The organism is Duganella sp. SG902 (assembly GCF_013376005.1).
GTDB lineage: Bacteria > Pseudomonadota > Gammaproteobacteria > Burkholderiales > Burkholderiaceae_D > Rugamonas.
Window position 1 is genome coordinate 58,955 of sequence record NZ_JABMJK010000022.1, and the last position, 20,451, is coordinate 79,405.

Sequence of the window (20,451 nt, forward strand, 5' to 3'; positions counted from 1 at the left end):
CGCCATGGAACCCGTCCTCGCCCAGTTGCTGCCGCTGCTGACCGCCGTCTGGTGGCCGTTCTGCCGCATCCTGGCGATGTTCATCGGCGCGCCGGTGCTGGGCGAGGCGGTGACGCCGACCACGGTGCGCATCCTGATCGCGCTGGTGCTGTCCATCCTGATGCTGCCGCTGACCTCGGGCGTGGACTGGGGCCCGGCCGCGATCAACCCGTTCTCGCTGCACGGCGTGGTGGCCACCATCGAGCAGGCCCTGATCGGCTTCGTGCTCGGGCTGGCGTTCCACTTCGCGATGTCGGTCATCGGCGTGCTGGGCTTCATGGTGTCCTCGCAGATGGGCCTGTCGATGGCGGTGATGAACGACCCGCTCAACGGCCAGTCGTCGGACGTCACCTCGGCGCTGCTGTCGACCCTGGCCATCATCGTGTTCTTCGCCATCGACGGCCACCTGGTGATCGCCAATGTGATCGGCCAGAGCTTCAAGGCTTGGCCGCTCGGCCACGGCATCGGCAACCCGCTGCTGGAGGCGGTGGCCTACAACGTCGCATGGATCTTCTCGGCGGCCATGCTGCTGGCCATCCCGGTGGTGTTTTCCACCCTGGTGGTGCAGCTGGGCTTTGGCTTCCTCAACCGGGTGGCGCCCAGCCTCAACCTGTTCGCGCTGGGCTTTTCCGTGATCACCATCTTCGGCCTGCTGATGCTGGCGCAGGTGGTGCGTTTCATCCCCGAGCACTACGTGCGCATGACCAACATGGTGCTGGAGCTGATCCGCCAGCAGATGCAGGTGGCGGTCCATGGCTGACGAGAGCACAGGCGACAAAACAGAAAAGGCTTCACAGCAGAAGCTGAAGAAATCCCGCCAGGAAGGGCAGGTGGTGCGCTCGCGCGACCTGTCCACCGCGATCGGCATCCTGGTCAGCCTGAAATTGTTCGTCTACCTGCTGCCCGGCTACCTGATGGAGTTCAACGAACTGTTCCACCAGAGCTTCGCGCCGCTGGACGGCGACGGCGCCATCGACAACGCCATGTCCACCGTGTTCGGCAGCTCGATGGTGTTGCTGATCAAGATGGTGCTGCCGCTGTTCGTGGTGCCGCTGTTCATCATGCTGGGCGCCATGGTGCCGGGCGGCTGGGTGGTCTCGACCAAGCACTGGGAACCCAAGCTGTCGCGCATGAGTCCGATGTCGAATATCGGCCGCCTGTTCAGCGGCAAGCACGCGTTCGAGCTGGCCATCTCGATCGGCAAGGCCGGTGTGCTGATCGCCGTGCTGATCCACGTGGCCCGCTCCAGCGTGGCCGACTACACCCAGCTTCAGCTGATGCCGATCGGCCAGGCCATGCTGCACGGCTCCGGCCTGATGCTGGATGGCCTGATGGCCATGGTGGCGGTGTTCGTGATCTTCGCCCTGATCGACGTGCCGGCCCAGGCCTGGTTCTTCGCCAAGAACCAGCGCATGTCCAAGCAGGACCTGAAGGAAGAACACAAGTCGACCGAGGGCCGCCCCGAGGTCAAGAGCCGCATCCGCCAGCTGCAGCGGGCGCTGGCGCGGCGCAGCGCGCGCAAGAGCGTGCCCAGCGCCGACGTCGTGATCGTCAACCCGGAGCACTACGCGGTCGCGCTCAAGTACGACCTCAGCAAGGCCGAGGCGCCGTACGTGGTGGCCAAGGGCGTGGACGAGATGGCGCTCTACATCCGCCAGCTGGCGGTGGAATTCAAGATCGAAGTGATGGAGCTGCCGCCGCTGGCGCGCGCCATCTACAACACCAGCCAGGTCAACCAGCAGATCCCGGTGCAGCTGTACCAGGCGGTCTCGCAGGTGCTGAACTATGTGCTGCAGTTGCAGGCATTCCGTACCGGACGGCGCGCGGCCGAGCCGGAACGTCCAAAAGAAGTTGTTGTGCCCACATCCATGAGCGAGGTTAAGCAGTGAATTTTTTACAGACGATGCTAACGGAGATCCGTCGCCACAAGTTTGCCACGCCGGCGTTCCTGCTGATCATCCTGGCGATGATCATGCTGCCGCTGCCGCCGATATTGCTGGACGTGATGTTCACCTTCAATATCGTGCTGGCGCTGATCGTGATCCTGGGCTCGGTGTCGGTGCGCCGGCCGCTGGACTTCTCGGTGTTCCCGACCGTGCTGCTGGCCACCACCATGCTGCGCCTGACGCTGAACGTGGCGTCCACCCGGGTGGTGCTGCTGCACGGCCATGAGGGCACGGCCGCCGCCGGCCACGTGATCGAGGCCTTCGGCAACGTGGTGGTGGGCGGCAACTACGTGGTCGGCATCGTGGTGTTCGTGATCCTGATGATCATCAACTTCATGGTGGTGACCAAGGGCGCCGAGCGCATTTCGGAAGTATCGGCGCGCTTCACGCTGGACGCCTTGCCGGGCAAGCAGATGGCGATTGACGCCGACCTCAACGCCGGCCTGATCAACCAGGAAAAAGCCCAGCAGCGCCGCCTGGAAGTGGCCTCCGAGGCCGACTTCTACGGCGCCATGGACGGCGCCTCCAAGTTCGTGCGCGGCGATGCCGTGGCCTCGATCCTGATCCTGATCATCAACATGGTCGGCGGCGTGGCGATTGGCGCGCTGATGCAGGACATGTCGTTCGGCGACGCCTTCAAGCAATACGCGCTGCTGACCATCGGTGACGGCCTGGTGGCGCAAATCCCGGCGCTGCTGCTGTCGGCCGCAGCCGCCATCCTGGTGACCCGCATCTCGGACTCGGGCGACTTCGAACAGCAGGTGGGCAGCCAGGTGCTGACCTCGCCGCAGGTGATGTTCAGCGCGGCCGGCATGATGATCGTGCTGGCCCTGGTGCCGGGCATGCCGTGGCAGATGTTCGGGCCGTTCGCGCTGGTGCTGGCCTACGTCGGCTGGAAGCTGCTGAACCGGGTGCAAAAGCCCGAGACCAACAACCTTGACGCCATCGAGGCCGCGCTGCGCGAAGACCGCGCGCCCGAGCTCGACTGGTACAGCCTGCCGGCCGTGCAGCCGCTGCAGATCGCGGTCGGCTACAAGCTGGTGAGCCTGATCGACAAGGCGCATGGCGAGCCGCTGACCAAGCGCGTCAAGGGCGTGCGTCAGAGCCTGTCGGAAGCCATGGGCCTGCTGCTGCCGCCGATCGGCGTGCGTGACGACCTGGGCCTGAAGCCGACCCAGTACTCGGTGATCTTGTCGGGCAGCGTGGTGGCGCAGGCGGAAGTGTTCGCCGACCGCCTGATGGCGATCGCCTCGCCCAACGTGTACGGCCAGATCGACGGCATCCCCGGCATCGAGCCGGCCTACGGCATGCCGGTGACGTGGATCGAGACCAGCGAGAAGGCCAACGCGCTGGGGCTGGGCTACCAGGTGGTGGAGGCGCCGAGCGCGATCGCCACCCACCTGTCCAAGCTGATCCGCGAATACCTGCCCGAGCTGTTCCGTCACGAGGACGTGCCGGCGCTGCTGGAGCGCCTGACGGCGATCTCGCCCAAGCTGGCGGCCGCGCTGGACAAGGCGCTGACCCACACCCAGCTGCTGCGCGTGTTCCGGGTGCTGCTGGCGGAAAACGTCTCTCTGAAGGACATCGTGCCGATCGCCACCACGCTGGTGGACAGCTCGGAAACCACCAAGGACCCGATCCTGCTGGCGGCCGAGGTGCGTTGCGCGCTGCGGCGTCAGATCGTCACCAGCCTGTTCGGCCAGAAGACCGAGATGCAAGCCTTCAACCTGGGCGGCGACCTGGAAAACATGCTGCTTGGCTCGCTGAACCAGGCGCGCCAGAGCGGCAAGGTGGTGCTGGACAACTACCCGATCGATCCGCACCTGCTGGCGCAGCTGCAGGTCAACATGCCGGTGGCGCGCGAGCAGATGAAGCAGCAGGCCACGCCGCCGCTGCTGCTGGTGCTGCCGCAGATCCGCCCCTTGCTGGCGCGCTACGCGCGCCTGTTCGCGCCGGGCCTGCACGTACTGTCCTACAACGAAATCCCGGAAAACCGCGAAGTCAGCATCATCGGCACCGTCGGCTAACTCCGGGGTCAGGTCCTCCATTTCTACACGAGCCCAGCGGTAGGCGCGCCTACCGCTGGGCTCGTGTAGAAATGGAGGACCTGACCCCGGAGTTTATGCAAGCAGGCCGAGCAGGGCGCTGACGAGGATCACCGGGATCACGCCGCGCTTGTAGCGGAAGAGCGCCACGCCGGCCGCCAGGCCGATCAACGCCGCCGGCCATTCGAAGCGGCCGTGCCAGCCCGCCGGCCACAGGGTGTGCCACGCGAAGAACAGCGCCAGGTTGAGGATCACCCCCACCACCGCCGCCGTGATCGCGGTCAGCGGCGCGGTGAATTTGAGCTTGCCATGGGTCGATTCGATGAACGGCCCGCCCAGCAGGATGAACAGGAACGATGGCAGGAAGGTGAAGTAGGTCGCCACCGCCGCCGCCAGCGCGCCCGCCGCCAGCAAGGCCTGCGGCCCGAGGAAGGCGGTGTTCCAGCCACCCGCGAATCCGACGTACGACACCACCATGATCAGCGGCCCCGGCGTGGTCTCGCCCAGCGCCAGCCCGTCCATCATCTGCGCCGCGCTCAGCCACTGGTGCTGCTCCACCGCGCCCTGGAATACGTAGGGCAGCACGGCGTAGGCGCCGCCGAAGGTCAGCATGGCGGCCTTGCTGAAGAACCACGCCATTTGCGTCAACACGCCTTGTTGGCCGAACATGGCCAGCAGCAGCGACATCGCGCCCAGCCACAGCAGCAGATGCACGCCCAGCACCAGCCAGAAGCGCGGCCAGCGGAAGCGCGCGTGCGCCGGCGGCGGGGTGTCGTCGTCGATCAGCGCCGGCGCATGGGCGCCGCCGGCCTGGCCGTGGCCGCCGCCGCCGCTGAAGCGCCGCGGCGCCAGCCAGCCGGTGAGGGCGGCCATCAGCACGATCAGCGGGAACGGCGCCCGCAGCACGAAGATGGCGATGAAGGCCAGCGCCGCCACGGCCCACTGCCAGCCGTTGCGCAGCGCGCGCGAGCCGACCCGCCACGCCGCGTGCAGCACCAGCGCGGTCACGGCCGGCTTGATGCCGTAGAACAGGCCGGCAACCAGCGGCACGTTGCCCCACGCCATGTACAGCCACGACAGGCCGACCAGGATGAACAGCGAGGGCAGCACGAACAGCACGCCGGCCGCGATGCCGCCGCGCGTGCGGTGCAGCAGCCAGCCGATGTAGGTGGCCAGTTGCTGCGCCTCGGGGCCGGGCAGCAGCATGCAGTAGTTGAGGGCGTGCAGGAAGCGTTGTTCGGAGATCCAGCGCCGCCGCTCCACCAGCTCCTGGTGCATGATGGCGATCTGGCCGGCCGGGCCGCCAAAGCTGATGAAGCCGAGCTTGAGCCAGTAGCCGAAGGCTTGGCCGAAGCTGGGATGCGGCGGCTGCGGCGCCGTCATGCGGACTCGGAGAACAGGTCGTCGGGAACGGTGGGGGTGGACAGCAGCACGGCCACCTCGGCCATGGAGCGGAACAGGGCCTGGGTCAGGGCCGCCGTGTGCAGCCGGCTCGGGTAGGAATGCTCGCCGCCCGAGGCCGGCAGCTCGCGGCGCAGCCGGCAGCGCAGGATGCTCAGGCCGGAGCGGCTGACCACCGCCGCCAGCTGCGGCAGCATGTCGCGCATGTGCTGCATGGCCGCCGTTTGCGCCGCGCCCACCTCCAGCACCACGCCGTTGCCGCTGGCCGGCTCCATCTGGATCACCACCCGGCCGACGCCGGGCAGCATCAGTTCCAGCCGCAGCGCCACGCGCGCGCGGCGCCGGCGGTTGCGGTCGTATTCCTCGTCGTCCTTGACCACCACCTTGAGCACCAGCCGCTCGGCGCCCCAGGCGTAGACGGCGAAGCGCCACGGTTCCATCTCGGTCACCAGCGGCGTGCCGGGACGGCCGTCGCGCATGGAGGAGGGCGTGTGGTCGGTCATGAACAGGCTGGCCGGCAGGTGCTGGCCGCTGGCTTGCTCGAGCCAGGCGGCGCGCTGCTCGCCGTAGGTGCGCACCATCACCTGCCACGAGGCGGCCATGGCGCTGGTGTCGGGCGGCTGCCAGACCATCTGGCGCGATAAAAATACCTGGTTGGGGCGCATCGCGGCCGGGTCGGCGGCGTCCGGCATGTCGCCCAGGGCGGCGGCCAGCGCCTCGGCGTGCGAGGGCGGCAGCGTTTGCTGGTCCGGGCCGTCGAGGATGGCGCCCACCGCGTTCGGACCGCCGGCGCCGCTCGGGCCGCCCGGGGCCAGCGGGCCGACCGGGAAGTCGAGCTCGAGCGGACCGTCGCCGCCCGGCACGCGCGCGACCTGGCCGGGCTGCGCTTGCGGCCGGTCCGGGACGCCGAGCGGGCGTAAGGTGGGTCCGATACGGTCAACTGCCATCAGGCTTGTGTTCTCATCTTGCGTGTATAAAAAAAGCCAACCGAAAAGCTCCGGTTGGCCCTTTTAGCAACCCGGACATGTTGACATGTCCGGATATTACTACGATTACTGCAGCAGGGACATAACCAGCGACGAGGTGCTGTTCGACTGTTTCAGCATCGCGGTGCCGGCTTGCAGCAGCATCTGCGACGAGGTCATGTTCGACGATTCGGTCGCGAAGTCGGTGTCCATGATGCGGCCGGTAGCGGCCTTGGTGTTGGTCGACACGTTCGACAGGTTGTTGTAGATGTGGTCCAGACGGTTGGCGGCAGCACCCAGGGCCGAACGCACGGCGCCAACTTCGTCCAGTGCATTGGTGATGTTGGTGATGGCAGTGGTTACGGTAGCGGCGCTCAGTTCGCTGTTGCCGACGGTGTTTGGAGTGGCATAGTTGGCCGATACCAGACCCAGGGCGGTGTCCAGGGTGGTCATGTTCTGGGTGTTGGTCGACATGTCGAAGTTGAACACTTCGCTGGCGCTGGCGCCGATCTGGAATTTCATCGCGGAAGCGATGGTACCGCCGCTCAGCAGGGTCTGGCCGCCGAAGGTGGTGTTTTTCATGATGTTGTTCAGCTCGTTACCCAGTGCATCGTATTCCGATTGCAGGGCGGTAATGTCTTTGGTGGTCGACGAAGCGTCGGCAGCCTGGGTGGCCAGGTCTTTCATACGGATCAGCATGGTGCTGACTTCGTCGAACGAGCCTTCAGCCGTTTGCAGCATCGAGATCGAGTTCTGGGTGTTGCGCATGGCCATGGCCATACCGCTGGTTTGTGCTTTCAGGCGGGTGGCGATTTGCAGGCCTGCAGCATCGTCCATGGCCGAATTGACACGGAAGCCGGTGCTCAGGCGGGTCTGCGAGGTCGACAGTTGCGACTGGGTGCGACCGATCGAGTTCTGTGCGGAAAGGGCCGCAGCGTTGGTGTGAAGGCTCAGCATGAAATAACTCCTGGTAGGTGGATTCAGTTCGGAGCAACGGATCCTTTGTGCTCTCCCAAGTACAAGACGACCGTATCTGGAAGGACATTAAATGCTTTGTGGAAATTTATAAAATTTTTTTTGACCGGGTCCGGAAAGCCGCTGTTTACCGTCTTTTCCACCAGCCGATTATGGGCTGATTAGCGGGCGGGAGCAAGATTTCCTGCCTGGCGTCAAAGGAAAAACAGCGCGGTGGGGAGCCGCGCTGTTCCTGAAGTGTTGCTTTTTTACATATTCGGATAGTTCGGGCCGCCGCCGCCTTCCGGCGTGATCCAGACGATGTTCTGGGTCGGGTCCTTGATATCGCAGGTTTTGCAGTGCACGCAGTTCTGGGCGTTGATCTGCAGGCGGTCGGCGCCCTCGTCGGTCTTGACGAATTCATACACCCCGGCCGGACAGTAACGGGCCTCCGGGCCGGCGTACTGCTTGAGGTTGACGTCCACCGGCACGCTCGGGTTCTTCAGCGTCAGGTGGATCGGCTGGTCTTCGGCGTGGTTGGTGTTCGAGATGAACACCGACGACAGGCGGTCGAAGGTCAGCTTGCCATCCGGTTTCGGGTAAACAATAGGCTGGAACTGCGCGGCCGGTTTCAGGCACTCGTGGTCGGCGTGCGTGTGGTGCAGCGTCCATGGGGCCTTGCCGCGGAACACGATCTGGTCGATGCCGGTCATGAGCGAGCCCAGGTACAGGCCCTTGTTCAGCCATGGCTTGACGTTGCGCGCCACGTGCAGTTCCTCGTGCAGCCACGATTGCTCGAAGGCGGTCGGGTAGGTGGCCAGTTCGTCGCCCTGGCGGCCGGCGCCCAGCGCCTCGAACACCGATTCGGCGGCCAGCATGCCGGACTTGATGGCGGCGTGCGAACCCTTGATGCGGCTCATGTTCAGGAAACCGGCGTCGCAGCCGATCAGCGCGCCGCCCGGGAACACCAGCTTGGGCAGCGATTGCAGGCCGCCGGCGGTGATCGCGCGGGCGCCGTAGGAGATGCGCTTGGCGCCCTCGAAGAAGCCGCGGATTTCCGGGTGGGTCTTGTAGCGCTGGAATTCCTCGTACGGCGACAGGTAGGGGTTCTCGTAGTTCAGGCCGACCACGTAGCCGACCACCACCTGGTTGTTTTCCAGGTGGTACAGGAAGGAGCCGCCGTAGGTCTTGCTGTCCAGCGGCCAGCCGGTGGTGTGGATCACCAGGCCAGGCTGGTGCTTGGCCGGATCGATTTCCCACAGTTCCTTGATGCCGATGCCGTACGATTGCGGATCCTTGCCCTTGTTCAGGTCGTACTTGGCGATCAGCTGCTTGCCCAGGTGGCCGCGCGCGCCCTCGGCGAACAGGGTGTACTTGCCGTGCAGCTCCATGCCCAGCTGGAAGTCCGGGCCGGCTTCGCCGTCGCGCTTCACGCCCATATTGCCGGTCGCCACCCCCTTGACCGAGCCGTCGTCGTTGTACAGCACCTCGGCTGCGGCGAAGCCGGGGAAGATTTCCACGCCCAGCGCCTCGGCCTGCTGACCGAGCCAGCGCACCACGTTGCCGAGCGAAATCACGTAATTGCCGTGGTTCTCGAAGCACTTCGGCAGCAGCAGGTTCGGCGTCTTGTAGGCCTTGGTCTTGGTCAGGAACAGCACGCGGTCCTCGGTGACGGCGGTGTTCAGCGGCGCGCCTTTTTCCTTCCAGTCCGGGATCAGCTCGGTCAGGGCGCGCGGGTCCATCACGGCGCCGGACAGGGTGTGGGCGCCCAGCTCGCCGCCTTTTTCCAGCACGACGACCGATACTTCCTGGCCTTTTTCGGCGGCCAGTTGCTTGATCTTGATCGCTGCCGACAAGCCTGCGGGGCCGCCGCCGACGATGACGACGTCATACTCCATCGCGTCGCGCGGGCCATACTGTTCTACGAGGTTTTGTGGCTGAGTCATAGTCTGTTGTTATAGTGATTGTGAGGAATGAGAAAATTTTAGCACGAACGTGCTTCTTTTTTGTTTGGATTGCTGCCATTTTCCGCGACATTATTAGACACCGCAATCTAATACTGGCGATTTGTGTAATGATTACGATCAGACACGCATTATCACCAACACTAGGAGCAGCTTGTGGGCATAGAAGTCAACTTTGAGGGAAAAATTGCGCTGATCACCGGCGCCTCCAGCGGTCTCGGAGCCCGGTTTGCCAAAGTGCTGGCCCAGGCGGGCGCGCAGGTGGTGCTGGCCTCGCGCCGCACCGAGCGCCTGAAGGAGTTGCGGGCCGAGATCGAGGCCGACGGCGGCGCCGCCCACGTGGTCAGCCTGGACGTGACCGACTACGCCAGCATCAAATCCGCCATCGCCCACGCCGAGACCGAGGCCGGGCCGATCGACATCCTGGTCAACAACTCGGGCGTCTCCACCACCCAGCGGCTGGTGGACGTCACGCCGGAGGACTATAACTTCGTGATGGACACCAATCTGCGCGGCGCGTTCTTCGTTGCCCAGCAGACCGCCAAGCGCATGATCGCGCGCGCCAAGGGCGATCCGACCAAGAAGCACCGCATCATCAACATCGCCTCGGTGGCCGGCCTGCGGGTGCTGCCGCAGATCGGCGTGTACTGCATGAGCAAGGCCGGCGTGGTGCAGATGACCAAGGCCATGGCGGTGGAGTGGGGCAAGTACGGCATCAACACCAACGCCATCTGCCCCGGCTATATTTCGACCGAGATCAACGAGGAGTATTTCGCCACCGAGCAGGGCCAGAAGCTGATCGAGATGCTGCCGCGCAAGCGCCCCGGCAAGCCGGAAGACCTGGACGGCCTGCTGTTGCTGCTGGCCGGCGAGGATTCCAACTTCATCAACGGCGCCGTGATCAGCGCCGACGACGGCATGACGGCCATGTGATTACAGTTGCACGCCGACCAGCTTGTGCACCAGTTCCGATGAGGTGGCGGCCGAGAATTTGCGCATCAGCTTGGCGCGGTGCATTTCCACCGTGCGCGGGCTGAGGTCGACCTGGCGGGCGATGGTCTTGCTGGTCTTGCCCTCGACCAGCAGGGCGGCGATCTCGCGCTCGCGCGGCGTCAGCTCGGCGGTGACCGGGCGTTTTTCGCTGACATCCTCGAAGGTCCAGATGCCGGGGCCGAGCGGTTCGCTGGACTTCATGGCGTGGCCGGTGACGTGGCACCAGAACAGCTCGCCGTTCGCGCGGCGCATGATGCGCTCGTCCGAATAGCGGCCCTTGGCGTTCATGATGGGGATGATGCGGTCGCCGGTGCGCAGGAACTCATCCATCGTCGGGTAGAGCGCGCGAAAGGACAGCCCGTCCAGCTGGGCGCGGGTGTAGCCGAACATCTGGGCCAGCGCCTCGTTGGACGACTGGATCACGCGGTTTTCCGAGATGCACATGCCCACCGGCGCATGCAGGAAGATGGATTCGTAATCGATGGCTGGCTGGGCGCTCATATGCTCTACAGGTATTTCTACGGTATTGAACTTTTAAGGTGCGTATTCTATGCTGGATCGCCGCGTAGCTAACGCATTTAACAACGTTGGCTATGCACACGCAACATAAATCATAAAGGGACACCTATGAACAAGATCTATCCGGACGCCGCCACCGCCCTGGCCGGCGTGGTCCAGAACGGCCAAACCATCGCCGTTGGCGGCTTTGGCCTGTGCGGCATCCCCGAGGCGCTGATCGGCGCGCTGCGCGATTCCGGCGTCACCGGCCTGACCGCCATCTCCAACAACGCCGGCGTCGACGGCTTCGGCCTCGGCCAGCTGCTGGAAACGCGCCAGATCAAGAAAATGATCGCTTCCTACGTCGGCGAAAACAAGGAGTTCGCGCGCCAGTACCTGGCCGGCGAGCTGGAGTTGGAGTTCACGCCGCAAGGCACCTTGGCCGAGAAACTGCGCGCCGGCGGCGCCGGCATCCCGGCCTTCTTCACCAAGACCGGCGTCGGCACCATCGTCGCCGACGGCAAGGAAATCCGCGAATTCGACGGCGAGCAGTACGTGATGGAGCGCAGCCTGGTGGCCGATGTATCGCTGGTCAAGGCGTGGAAGGCCGACAAGGCCGGCAACCTGGTGTTCCGCAAGACCGCGCGCAACTTCAACCCCAACGCGGCCATGGCCGGCAAGATCTGCATCGTCGAAGTCGAGCAGCTGGTGGAAACCGGCGAGATCGACCCGGATCAGGTGCACCTGCCGAGCATCTTCGTGCATCGCATCGTGGTCAACGCCACGCCGGAAAAACGCATCGAGCAGCGCACCATCCGCGCCGCCAACCAGGAATAACGGAGATTACTATGGCATGGACTCGTGATGAAATGGCCGCGCGCGCGGCCAAGGAACTGCAGGACGGTTTTTACGTCAACCTCGGCATCGGCTTGCCGACCCTGGTGGCCAACTACGTCCCGTCGGGCATCGAAGTGTTCCTGCAGTCGGAAAACGGCCTGCTGGGCATCGGCCCGTTCCCGACCGAAGAGGAAATCGACGCCGACCTGATCAACGCCGGCAAGCAGACCGTGACCGCCTTGCCGGGCGCTGCCTACTTCAGCTCGGCCGACTCCTTCGGCATGATCCGCGGCGGCAAGATCAACCTGGCCATTCTGGGCGCGATGCAGGTGTCGGAAAAGGGCGACCTGGCCAACTGGATGATCCCCGGCAAAATGGTCAAGGGCATGGGCGGCGCCATGGACCTGGTGGCCGGCGTGAAGAAAGTGGTGGTGCTGATGGAGCACGTGGCCACCGCCAAGGACGGCACCACCTCGCACAAACTGCTGCCGAAGTGCGACCTGCCGCTGACCGGCGTGGGCGTGGTGGACCTGGTCATCACCGACCTCGGCGTGATGGAAGTCACCGAGGCCGGCCTGAAAGTGACCGAGCTGGCCCCCGGCGTGACCAAGGACCAGATCCAGGCCGCCACCGGCGTCAAGCTGGACTTCTCGGCGCTGTAAAGCGCATCGGCGCCATTCCAACGGCATGCCGCGGCATGCCGTTTTTATTGGTGTTCAGCAATTTCGTGGCGAAAAATAGGTCTGATCTATAGCAAGTAAAATGTAGATAGGAAATTATTTGTTGATATCAATTTTGTAATTCGCTATGCTAGGCGTGTTGTTTATTTGATAGTCAACTTGTTCTTTCCCAAATCCTGATCGGACAATAAAATGAAACTTCGCTCGCTGGCATTGGGCCTCCTGTTGGCCGCTTCTTCTTGCGTCGCATCGGCAGCCGCCTTTACCGTTGTCTTGAATCCCACGACGCCGAATCACCTCACCGCATCGTTTGGTGATACCCCGGTTCTGGGCAGCTTTACCGATGTATTCACCTTCACACCTAGCCTGACCCCAGGAAGCAGTGCGTCGGCCTACTTCTTCAACTTCTCGTTGAACGGCCAGGGCAGTGTTGATCCGAACCTGCAGATTTTGTTTACCGCGGCGGATTTGAATGGCAACCCATTCAGCATCAGCAACACCATTCCGTTCGCTCAGGCTGGCGTCTATGTGCCCAGCATCAGCGGCCCGCTGGTCCTGACTGTGTCCGGCACTTCGAATGGCGGCAGCTATTCTGGCGTGATCAACGTCACGATGGCGCCGGTGCCTGAGCCAGCGACCTACGGCATGCTGGCCGGCGGCCTGGCCCTGCTGGGTGTGGTGGCGCGGCGCAAACGCCGCTGCTGATCCGGCCTTGCCAGAGACCAGAAAGCCCGCCGAGTGCGGGCTTTTCTGTCTCAGAAAGCCAGGCTGAACAGCCGCAGGCCGCGATAGCGGCGGCGGTAGACCACCACGCCGGCGGTGGCGATCAGCACCGCGGCAATCATGGTCAGCAGGTCCTGACCGCCGTGCGTGACCACTGCCGGCTGGCTGGAGATCATGGTCGAGGCGCTGAATTTCTTGCCGGCGTATTTGGCCCCGATCACCAGCTCCTGGTTGTTGATGGCGTTGACCAGGTACAGGCCGTACCCGCCCGGATGTACAGTCATTTTCCCATCGCGGTACACAAACGAACGGCGCTCGTCGCCGACGCGGATGCTGCCCGCCACATGGCCCGCCTCGTTGACGGCGGTGGCGAAGCTGTCGCCGTAGCCGATCAGCGCGCCAAGGTCGGTCATCTTGCCTTGTTCCCACACGAAGGCATGCCAGCGCCGGCCCACGGTTTCCGACGCGCCCACCACGACACCTTTATCGTTGATGGCGCTGGCGCTGCTGCTGCGGCCGCCCAGCGTGCCGATGTCCTGCATGGCGCCGCCGGCTTTGTAGAGGAAGGCGCGGCGATAGCCGTCGGGCAGGGCGGCGGTGCCGACCACGTCGCCCAGGTTGTTGATGCCGGCCGCGTAACTGATCTTGCCGCCCAGCGTGCCGAGGTCGCGCGGCGCGCGTTCGCCGTCGCTGAGGAAGGCGCGGTAATAGCCATCGCTGGTGTCGGCAAAGCCGACCACCTCGCCGCGGTCGTTGATGGCCGCGCCATAGCTGCCGTGGCCGCCCAGCGTGCCGAGATCGCGCATGCGGTCGCCGTGCCGGAACACGAAGGCGCGCCAGTGGCCCGCCGCGTTCTGGGCCGTGCCGACCACGTCGCCGTTGGCGTTGATGTCCCTGGTGAAGCCGTCGCTGCCGCCCAGCGTGCCCAGTTCGATGGGGCGCTTGTCGTACAGGATGGCACGCTGGCGGCCATCGTCCTCCTCGATGATGCCGACCATTTGGCCGCGCGCGTTGATGTCGACCGCGATGCTCTGTTCCGTGCCGCGCGCGCCCAGTGTGAGTTCCGCCATGTTGTGACCTCCGCAGTGTGAATGCAGTGCTCAGTGCAACTCCCGTGCCACGCCGTTTCCGGCTCAAACTGTGCGAAATTGAACGCTAGCGCTGTTCGCTTCCGGACATTATCTCGACATAGTACCGGTCGCACGGCCGCGTGGCATGTGCGTGGATGGCAAGTGCTGAAGAGGCGCTGCCTGGCGAGATCGCCTCCTGTGGCGATGCGGGATGCCGAATGCCGGCCTCTGCTGCAAACGCATACATTTTTTGTTGGTCGAACCACAGCCCATCGCGGCCGATCGCGTGCAGCGCGGCGAGACCGACATCGTTAAAGGTGCTGCTGTCGGTCAACTGTCCACGGTCTTTCTCGGGCCAGGCGAATTGCGGTGCGGCGTTCGCATCGTCCTGGCTGACGTACACGCCAGCGCGTGGCGGGGACTCGCCGCTGCGGGCGGTGATGTCGGTGCGTACCCGGAACGCCGGCACCTCCGGCTGGTCCGATAAATGCCGCGCAAGATGACAGGCGAACCAATGATCGGTCAGCGGTTGCTGGCGCCGGTATTCCACCAGGATATCCTCGGCCGGGTCGCTGTATTGACGCACAAAGTACTCGCAAACATGGTACTCGTCGCGGCTGCGATAGGCGTCATAGGCATCGGCATGGCCGACCTGATTGAAGAAATGGCCGAGGCTTCCGGCACGATAGTTGCCATGGCCGCGTGCTTTAATATCGTCGCGGAGCAACTGCCGCATCTCGGTCAGGATATCGCGCATGTCGCGATCCCATCGCCGGGCATCGTTGTGTATGCGGGGTTGGGATTCCAGGGCTGCCGCGCAGGCGGCGGCCAACGATTGTTCAAGCGCCGGAGTAGGGCGGCCTTCGATGACCTGCGAAAGCAGGACATCCACCGCCTTCATGTAATCGAGCGAGGCATAGCGATACAACATCGCGATCTGGCGCTGGCGCCACGGCGTTAATTCAATGCTTGAGTTCATCGGTAGGCTGCCCACTCGAGTTAAGCTACGCTATGGCGCCAGTTGGGCATGGCAATGCCGCCATCGTTAGCGCCTCGCGCCACCTGCTGCTTGCGTATATTCCTTTAAGCCGGCTTGGGCGTGGTCCATCTGTTCGAGCGGTTGACGTTGATAGCGATAGCGCTGGAGTCGTAACGCATTCTCGGCCAGCGCTTTCTTGTAGGCCGCGCGCATGACTGGATCCTCGACACTGTCGGGCGCAACGCCGGCAGGCAGGCCTGACTCAGGCGGCGGGGCGACGTTAAGCAAGGGAACGTCGGCTGTATCGAATCCTGGGATGATCTCCGCATCCAGCGCGCGAATAATTTCCTGCCAGAGGGGCCGCACCTTTGATGACCGGTCAGCGGAAAGTTGATCGGCCAGCGAGATAGCCTCCGCTATCGCATTGGTGTCCTGGGTGGCGCGAAAGGCGCGAATCAGCTGTTGAACTTGTTGAACTCCCATCTCCGCCCGGGCCGCTCGCGCCGGTTGAGCGACCGGCAGGATGGAGGTCGCCAGCAGGCCAAGCATGACACTGCGGCGCGGCGATGTCGTCGCAACCTTCGGTTTCATTATTTTCGAGTATCTATCGAAACTGTCCGCCATACATTTTCCAAGTGTTCCCTATAAAGCTTGTAAGGCTGTGTCAACAACGGTCTATCAAGCTGGTGCCCGCCACCGAAGGGCGCCTGGCCGGGCAGCCTTACCTCGGACTCTCCGCGAATGGCCAGCTTAAGCGGACCTTCTCGTAAGATCACCTTAACAGTGTAGGAATCAACACCGCCCCCGCAAAACAGTTTATACGGTATGGTGACTTCCGCCGTGCCGTCGTTGTTGATATCGGTGACGCTCAGCTCAGAGGTGAAGAAATCTGCGGCCGCGTCCAATCCGGGACAGTCAACAAAGTCCCGTACGGCCCAGTCCTCTTTCCAGGCGCTGCTCCGTTGCGAATAGTAAGCCGCGTGAAGCGCAATGCGCTCTATCCGCTTAGATCCTGGTGCCGTCGATGAAGGGCCAGCTTTGCGGCTCAGGACAAGAACATGCTCCCCGCGCTGGTCATACACCTTTTGAGCGCTTATCAGATCACCATCGATCCACAAATGCCGGGCCCGCAGATAGCTTAAATCAACAGGCGCGGTTGCAGGCGATGCGGCATAGGATGCTGTACATATCCCCAACAGCGCCAAGCATACCATTGCTGGTCGCGAATCATTGAAGTAAGAATTTTTCATCTACGAGGCTTATGCGATGCTCCTTGTCGTCCGGATGAGTCAGCCACCGAAATTTGATCGTGTGGCTTTCTTGATCAATGGCCAGCGCTTTCAAAATTCCATCCTCATCATTATCGAGCACTACGGACTTTAAGCACACTTTAGTCCTGTAAGTGAGCTGAGGTTTTTCAGCCAGCAGAAAATTTCCTGCCGCTCGATGCCGGACGGCGGCTTGAATGCCTGCGTTCGCGATTTAAGGGCGAGGTGACTCATGCTTCCTGTTTCTGATCCCATTGCCAGATGGTTGTTCCGTAGTCACCACCTACTTGTGGCATCAATTCGCCTTTAGCAAAATAGCGTCGTGAATCGGATTTTGCGGGCGTGAAGTAAAAGCCCGATTGTGGGCAAGGAGCACCTGCTTCAGCCCTTACTTTTATTTCATTTAACAAGCTTGGTACAGGATGCCCTTCGCCATCTGGTATTTTTTCAATCAGGTGCCATACGCACGGGCGCTCTTCATTGAGTGCCTGCTGACCATATTTGATACCAGTATCGGGATCCAGCAAATCTTTGTCCCCTACGTGCACTCGGCAAGGTGGTGCAATTTCGTACTCCGTACTAAGAAACTCGGCGCAACTATTGTCCACATCTGGGAGATAGACGCCCGAAACAGGAAGCTTGTCCCCGGAAGCGGCAGACGTATTGGCCGCTCGCCGATATTCAGGCCAAGACATCGGCGCATCGAGAGGGCCGCGTGAGTCTGGATTGTATCGACTACTCAGCGTCAAAGGATTCCAGTATGCTCCTGAGGTGAACCGTATATTGCTGGCCATGATGACGGCTTTATTCAGCAGCGCGCCATAAATATCCTGGTCTTGTCGGCTCATCCAGCTGACAGAGAAATCAGACTGGCCTTTGAAGTCGTTTAACGGACCATGACAGTATTCCAGTCCTGTGACGTCACCAGCCGTTAGCGCAATGTAGCCGTCGTTAAGCGATTGAAGCGTATCTCTGAAGTTTGGTAGGACGCGTTCACCCCATACCGCGTCGGGTTGTTCGGGCAAAGGACGATTGCGGTAGTCCAACGGTAGATTCTGCATGAAATGATCCAGGCATCGCCCGACGTGCGCAATCATTTCTGCCCAAATGTCACGTAGCTGCCCAAAGTATTCAACGGATGAGTAGCGCTCAAGCAGAAAAATTTCTTGCGCTATTAATGGTGTGCCCATGCTATTTACTTCGATAGTTTGAAACGGCGCAGTCTCCATCCTCGTTTAACTAGTTGGTGTCTTCCTGGTTGCCATCCCATTGCTAAATGGTGTAGCCGTATCGGCCCCGACTTGCGGCATGGTTTCACCGACCACGAAATGGCACTGTGAATCAGACTTGGCCGGCGTGAAGTAGTAGCCCGCTTGCGGGCAAGGCGCGCCGGTTTCCACGCGGGGGCCGCCGGCCGGCGTTGCCGTCTCGGCGCTATCCTGCCAGTCCATCGGCTCGCTGTGCAGCTGCTCCACGTAAATCCAGCTGCAAGGCTTGGTTGTGAAGGCATGGCGTACCACCAGGCTGGGTGTCAACTCTGGTCGGCGAGGCGCGGTCGGCGCCAACCTGCGCCGTCAGCAGCACCTTCGCTGTGTCGGCGATAGTGCCCATTGAGTAAAGAACCGGCCTTGCTTGCTCGATGTCCTCATAATCCTCAAATTCGCCGTTTATCATCTCGACGTATGCCATTTCGCTTCAAGCTTTGTAAACGCGTGCGGTGGCACTGATTGGGAGACGAAAAATCGAGCGAAGCTCAATTTGCATCGAACTGGGTTCTCGCAGCCAGTATTCCGATTCACGCCACGCGATCCTCAGCCAATACCCATCGTACCTCTCTGCCCTGATACAGGGGGAGCCTCTCGCCTTTTTGCAAAACTATTTTCGTGGTTAAGTCGGATTCGAGCAGCCACGTCCCACCCACGGGCACGGCAGATCCGCTCTCGGCCCATACGGTTTCTTTTGCCAACGCAATTGAATAATTTTGTGCAAGCTCGGTCCTCGGTTCCGTGAAGCGATAAGATTGTTCCTGTTCTGGGATACGGCCATCTGTATATCGATCGTCTCGCCAAAGCAAGCGCCATGTGGTATCAGACCGAATACTTTCTCCGGGAACGGAGAACTTTATCTGCGGCGCCCTCGATCCGCCGTGCAAATAGTTCATCGCTCCCATAATCTTGAATGGCGGTTGCGGCTTCGGATCGGCACTGAACAAACGCAGAAGCGAATTTTTTTTAGGCGCCGCTTCGATGGGTTCCCAGATGCCAGAGAAGGGAGTGTACTCATTGGTGCGAACAAAGGTATTGTCCAGTGGGTCGGGAACCGCCGGTAAGACTGCTGGAAATGGCATGGATTTCAATTCGTCTCGGAGCCAACTGTTATATATCGTCAGGGCAGGTTCGTCCAGGTAACGGGGTTCCAGAATTTGATAACTACATTCTTCCCATGCATCGTGAAGCGCTGTCAGAGTTGTTTTAAACTCTGCCCACAGTGGCGTGTGGGGCTCGTCGATTCCATTTTCACCTTCCTCTATACGGGTCTTCATCGATGCCCAGTGAGAAAGCGTACGCGAGGCCATCTCGAATTCACCGTTGGCATCGAATTTGAATACCCGCTTGTCGCCCTTGCCGAGGCGGACGACGCCCTCCTCACAATGCGCCAGGCCCTTCAAAATAAGTACATAGTCGGATTCGGTGACTCCAGTTCGATCTGCCCATCCTTGTCGGTCAGCTTCGCGCACGCTGTTTTCAGTACAGTCTGCCCACGCCTTGTAATACTCGAAGATGCGGCGCCACGCCGTGACCGAGCTGAGTCTTTGAAGGAAATAAAAAATCTGCTGCCGCTCGACATCAGTTGGCAGCAAGATGCCATTGCTAGCTATAGATTGATTCATGGATGTACAAGTACCTGATTGTTTTCTTTGGTTGCACGTTCGCGGCTGCCAACACGCGCGGTTTGTGTAGTGGCCGTTCCTGGAGCGCGGATGTAACCCCAGATGCCATTGGCATCGGTCCATCCCGTTTTGTGGAAAGTAAATTCCAGCCCTGTCGCTGTATCAACTACTTTACTGACTTTCTCTCCTTTTGCAAAATCCTGACCGGCTTTGCTTAAAGCCGCCGAGAACGCCTTGTCCAGGTAGAAGAAGGCCTGGGTTGCGCCGCCCGGCAGATATTGTCCAGGAATTTGTTTTCCGAACTGTTCTGACACAGTGCCGACGGCTGCCTTTGGGCCCTTGTTTCCCACGACTTTAGCCGTGACAAAAAAGCCATCCCCGTTAAAGCTATCAAGGACTGCCGCATATTCGCGCCACTCCTTCGCCGTCCGTGGAGCGGGCCCAACTCCCCACCACCCGCCGCCTGCAAAGGCTTCGCCAACATCTACGCCATGCGTAGTACGTGGCGGACCGAAGAAGCGAAAAATCTGTTCGCCGTCTTTCAGGGGACGATTGACTATTTTTCCAGAGAATGCTGCTATCTTTTCGTGACTTTTGGCAGCAGGGTTAGAATTGAATAAACTCGGATATCCGTCTTCGTGCTTGTAAACTTTTGCGATTTCATCCGCGTCTGAGGTACGCGAAGGATTTTGATTGAACCCACCGCGTGAATTCCTTGTCGGTAAGGCGCCATCTTCAATCAGACGCCGTTCTTCAGCGCGGGTCACAACCCGCTCGCCGGTCGCGACCTCGTGGAGCGCAAGTCGGCTGGTCGTCTCTCCACCAGACCGTATGTAGGCTTGAATTTCCCGCAGTTTTTGATCCAGCTCTTTCACCGCGAGCGGTATCATTTCTTTGCCTTTTTCCCGTACCTTGGCAAAGCCCTCACGCAGCGAATCTATGCGTTTGGCCAGGCTCGGCGCCAGACTGGCGACCTTGTTCCGTGCCTTTACGAGTATCTTGTCCAGTGTCACCATCAGATGCGCGAATTTCAAAGTCAAGGCATTGAGGTGATCGCCGACGCGAAGTGACAATAGCCATTTCTCCGCATTTTTGACGCCTATACGGTTGAGGAACTCGATAACTTCCTTTGCGCCTGCGAGCAGGTGTGCCGCCTTGGCAGCACCGGCCAGATGTGCCGCTTCCTGGGCGACCTTGAC

The 20,451-nt window shown here is 61.7% G+C and carries 20 protein-coding genes; 7 read left to right on the top strand and 13 right to left on the bottom strand.

Features of this window, described 5'->3' with window-relative positions; translation table 11 throughout:
* Window positions 1–4: 4 nt before the first annotated feature.
* The 3 genes from fliR to FHW83_RS28255 are packed head-to-tail and all read left to right on the top strand — an operon-like array spanning window position 5 to window position 4,012.
* A complete protein-coding gene (gene fliR, locus FHW83_RS28245) occupies window positions 5–799 on the top strand; it encodes a flagellar biosynthetic protein FliR (protein WP_176649686.1) in 795 nt (264 codons plus the stop codon).
* A complete protein-coding gene (locus FHW83_RS28250) occupies window positions 792–1,928 on the top strand; it encodes a flagellar biosynthesis protein FlhB (protein WP_176649687.1) in 1,137 nt (378 codons plus the stop codon). Before fliR ends, FHW83_RS28250 begins: the two co-directional genes overlap by 8 nt.
* 14 nt (window positions 1,929–1,942) lie before the next feature.
* Window positions 1,943–4,012 carry a flagellar biosynthesis protein FlhA gene (locus tag FHW83_RS28255; RefSeq protein WP_176649688.1) on the top strand — a complete coding sequence of 690 codons (2,070 nt, stop codon included), beginning with the start codon at window positions 1,943–1,945 and terminating at the stop codon, window positions 4,010–4,012.
* Between the two features lie 93 nt (window positions 4,013–4,105).
* Here FHW83_RS28255 and chrA read toward each other — a convergent pair whose 3' ends face one another.
* From chrA to FHW83_RS28275, 4 genes are all read right to left on the bottom strand, one after another.
* Entirely contained in the window at window positions 4,106–5,413 is a 1,308-nt protein-coding gene (gene chrA / locus FHW83_RS28260; RefSeq protein ID WP_176649689.1) for a chromate efflux transporter, read from the bottom strand.
* On the bottom strand, window positions 5,410–6,378 hold the full coding sequence (locus FHW83_RS28265; RefSeq protein WP_176649690.1) for a hypothetical protein: 969 nt from the start codon (window positions 6,376–6,378) through the stop codon (window positions 5,410–5,412). Before FHW83_RS28265 ends, chrA begins: the two co-directional genes overlap by 4 nt.
* Window positions 6,379–6,483: 105 nt before the next feature.
* Complete coding sequence (locus FHW83_RS28270; protein ID WP_176649691.1) at window positions 6,484–7,353, bottom strand: flagellin; 870 nt, start codon at window positions 7,351–7,353, stop codon at window positions 6,484–6,486.
* Between the two features lie 266 nt (window positions 7,354–7,619).
* The gene (locus FHW83_RS28275) at window positions 7,620–9,296 is read right to left on the bottom strand and encodes an electron transfer flavoprotein-ubiquinone oxidoreductase (RefSeq protein WP_176649692.1); all 1,677 of its coding nucleotides are present in this window, start codon (window positions 9,294–9,296) and stop codon (window positions 7,620–7,622) included.
* Between the two features lie 174 nt (window positions 9,297–9,470).
* Here FHW83_RS28275 and FHW83_RS28280 point away from each other — a divergent pair, with 174 nt between their 5' ends.
* A complete protein-coding gene (locus FHW83_RS28280; RefSeq protein ID WP_176649693.1) occupies window positions 9,471–10,247 on the top strand; it encodes an SDR family oxidoreductase in 777 nt (258 codons plus the stop codon).
* Here FHW83_RS28280 and FHW83_RS28285 read toward each other — a convergent pair whose 3' ends face one another.
* Complete coding sequence (locus FHW83_RS28285; protein WP_176649694.1) at window positions 10,248–10,808, bottom strand: LuxR C-terminal-related transcriptional regulator; 561 nt, start codon at window positions 10,806–10,808, stop codon at window positions 10,248–10,250.
* A gap of 126 nt (window positions 10,809–10,934) precedes the next feature.
* On the opposite strand from FHW83_RS28285, the gene FHW83_RS28290 reads away from it, so the two are divergent.
* The 3 genes from FHW83_RS28290 to FHW83_RS28300 all read left to right on the top strand — a co-directional run bounded on the left by FHW83_RS28290 (window position 10,935) and on the right by FHW83_RS28300 (window position 13,027).
* Window positions 10,935–11,642: a CoA transferase subunit A gene (locus FHW83_RS28290; RefSeq protein WP_176649695.1), complete on the top strand. Its 708-nt coding sequence runs from the start codon at window positions 10,935–10,937 to the stop codon at window positions 11,640–11,642.
* An 11-nt stretch (window positions 11,643–11,653) separates the two neighbouring features.
* On the top strand, window positions 11,654–12,304 hold the full coding sequence (locus tag FHW83_RS28295; RefSeq protein WP_176649696.1) for a CoA transferase subunit B: 651 nt from the start codon (window positions 11,654–11,656) through the stop codon (window positions 12,302–12,304).
* 210 nt (window positions 12,305–12,514) lie between these two features.
* Window positions 12,515–13,027, top strand: coding sequence for an FxDxF family PEP-CTERM protein (locus tag FHW83_RS28300; RefSeq protein ID WP_176649697.1), 513 nt, complete (start codon window positions 12,515–12,517; stop codon window positions 13,025–13,027).
* Between the two features lie 50 nt (window positions 13,028–13,077).
* Here the strand turns inward: FHW83_RS28300 and FHW83_RS28305 are convergent, their stop codons facing one another.
* The 8 genes from FHW83_RS28305 to FHW83_RS28340 form a co-directional block, all read right to left on the bottom strand.
* Entirely contained in the window at window positions 13,078–14,115 is a 1,038-nt protein-coding gene (locus tag FHW83_RS28305; RefSeq protein WP_176649698.1) for an HAF repeat-containing protein, read from the bottom strand.
* Window positions 14,116–14,200: 85 nt separating this feature from the next.
* Window positions 14,201–15,094 carry a hypothetical protein gene (locus FHW83_RS28310; protein WP_176649699.1) on the bottom strand — a complete coding sequence of 298 codons (894 nt, stop codon included), beginning with the start codon at window positions 15,092–15,094 and terminating at the stop codon, window positions 14,201–14,203.
* A gap of 66 nt (window positions 15,095–15,160) precedes the next feature.
* Window positions 15,161–15,718: a hypothetical protein gene (locus tag FHW83_RS28315; protein ID WP_176649700.1), complete on the bottom strand. Its 558-nt coding sequence runs from the start codon at window positions 15,716–15,718 to the stop codon at window positions 15,161–15,163.
* On the bottom strand, window positions 15,685–16,344 hold the full coding sequence (locus tag FHW83_RS28320; RefSeq protein ID WP_229224396.1) for a M949_RS01915 family surface polysaccharide biosynthesis protein: 660 nt from the start codon (window positions 16,342–16,344) through the stop codon (window positions 15,685–15,687). Before FHW83_RS28320 ends, FHW83_RS28315 begins: the two co-directional genes overlap by 34 nt.
* Before the next feature lie 248 nt (window positions 16,345–16,592).
* Window positions 16,593–17,552 (bottom strand): hypothetical protein, encoded by a 960-nt coding sequence (locus FHW83_RS28325; RefSeq protein ID WP_176649701.1) that lies wholly within the window; start codon window positions 17,550–17,552, stop codon window positions 16,593–16,595.
* A gap of 244 nt (window positions 17,553–17,796) precedes the next feature.
* Window positions 17,797–18,051 carry a hypothetical protein gene (locus FHW83_RS28330; protein ID WP_176649702.1) on the bottom strand — a complete coding sequence of 85 codons (255 nt, stop codon included), beginning with the start codon at window positions 18,049–18,051 and terminating at the stop codon, window positions 17,797–17,799.
* Window positions 18,052–18,157: 106 nt separating this feature from the next.
* Window positions 18,158–19,252, bottom strand: coding sequence for an Imm71 family immunity protein (locus FHW83_RS28335; RefSeq protein ID WP_176649703.1), 1,095 nt, complete (start codon window positions 19,250–19,252; stop codon window positions 18,158–18,160).
* Window positions 19,249–20,451 (bottom strand): hypothetical protein (locus FHW83_RS28340; RefSeq protein ID WP_176649704.1); only part of this gene is annotated, 1,203 nt, incomplete at its 5' end. The genes FHW83_RS28340 and FHW83_RS28335, both read right to left, overlap by 4 nt.

Bases quoted from the DNA above. Each gene is read 5' to 3' on its own strand.
- fliR (WP_176649686.1), top strand. From the start codon at position 5: ATGGAACCCGTCCTCGCCCAGTTGCTGCCGCTGCTGACCGCCGTCTGG.
- FHW83_RS28250 (WP_176649687.1), top strand. From the start codon at position 792: ATGGCTGACGAGAGCACAGGCGACAAAACAGAAAAGGCTTCACAGCAG.
- FHW83_RS28255 (WP_176649688.1), top strand. From the start codon at position 1,943: ATGCTAACGGAGATCCGTCGCCACAAGTTTGCCACGCCGGCGTTCCTG.
- chrA (WP_176649689.1), bottom strand. From the start codon at position 5,413: ATGACGGCGCCGCAGCCGCCGCATCCCAGCTTCGGCCAAGCCTTCGGC.
- FHW83_RS28265 (WP_176649690.1), bottom strand. From the start codon at position 6,378: ATGGCAGTTGACCGTATCGGACCCACCTTACGCCCGCTCGGCGTCCCG.
- FHW83_RS28270 (WP_176649691.1), bottom strand. From the start codon at position 7,353: ATGCTGAGCCTTCACACCAACGCTGCGGCCCTTTCCGCACAGAACTCG.
- FHW83_RS28275 (WP_176649692.1), bottom strand. From the start codon at position 9,296: ATGACTCAGCCACAAAACCTCGTAGAACAGTATGGCCCGCGCGACGCG.
- FHW83_RS28285 (WP_176649694.1), bottom strand. From the start codon at position 10,808: ATGAGCGCCCAGCCAGCCATCGATTACGAATCCATCTTCCTGCATGCG.
- FHW83_RS28290 (WP_176649695.1), top strand. From the start codon at position 10,935: ATGAACAAGATCTATCCGGACGCCGCCACCGCCCTGGCCGGCGTGGTC.
- FHW83_RS28295 (WP_176649696.1), top strand. From the start codon at position 11,654: ATGGCATGGACTCGTGATGAAATGGCCGCGCGCGCGGCCAAGGAACTG.
- FHW83_RS28300 (WP_176649697.1), top strand. From the start codon at position 12,515: ATGAAACTTCGCTCGCTGGCATTGGGCCTCCTGTTGGCCGCTTCTTCT.
- FHW83_RS28305 (WP_176649698.1), bottom strand. From the start codon at position 14,115: ATGGCGGAACTCACACTGGGCGCGCGCGGCACGGAACAGAGCATCGCG.
- FHW83_RS28310 (WP_176649699.1), bottom strand. From the start codon at position 15,094: ATGAACTCAAGCATTGAATTAACGCCGTGGCGCCAGCGCCAGATCGCG.
- FHW83_RS28315 (WP_176649700.1), bottom strand. From the start codon at position 15,718: ATGGCGGACAGTTTCGATAGATACTCGAAAATAATGAAACCGAAGGTT.
- FHW83_RS28320 (WP_229224396.1), bottom strand. From the start codon at position 16,344: ATGAAAAATTCTTACTTCAATGATTCGCGACCAGCAATGGTATGCTTG.
- FHW83_RS28325 (WP_176649701.1), bottom strand. From the start codon at position 17,552: ATGGGCACACCATTAATAGCGCAAGAAATTTTTCTGCTTGAGCGCTAC.
- FHW83_RS28330 (WP_176649702.1), bottom strand. From the start codon at position 18,051: ATGGCATACGTCGAGATGATAAACGGCGAATTTGAGGATTATGAGGAC.
- FHW83_RS28335 (WP_176649703.1), bottom strand. From the start codon at position 19,252: ATGAATCAATCTATAGCTAGCAATGGCATCTTGCTGCCAACTGATGTC.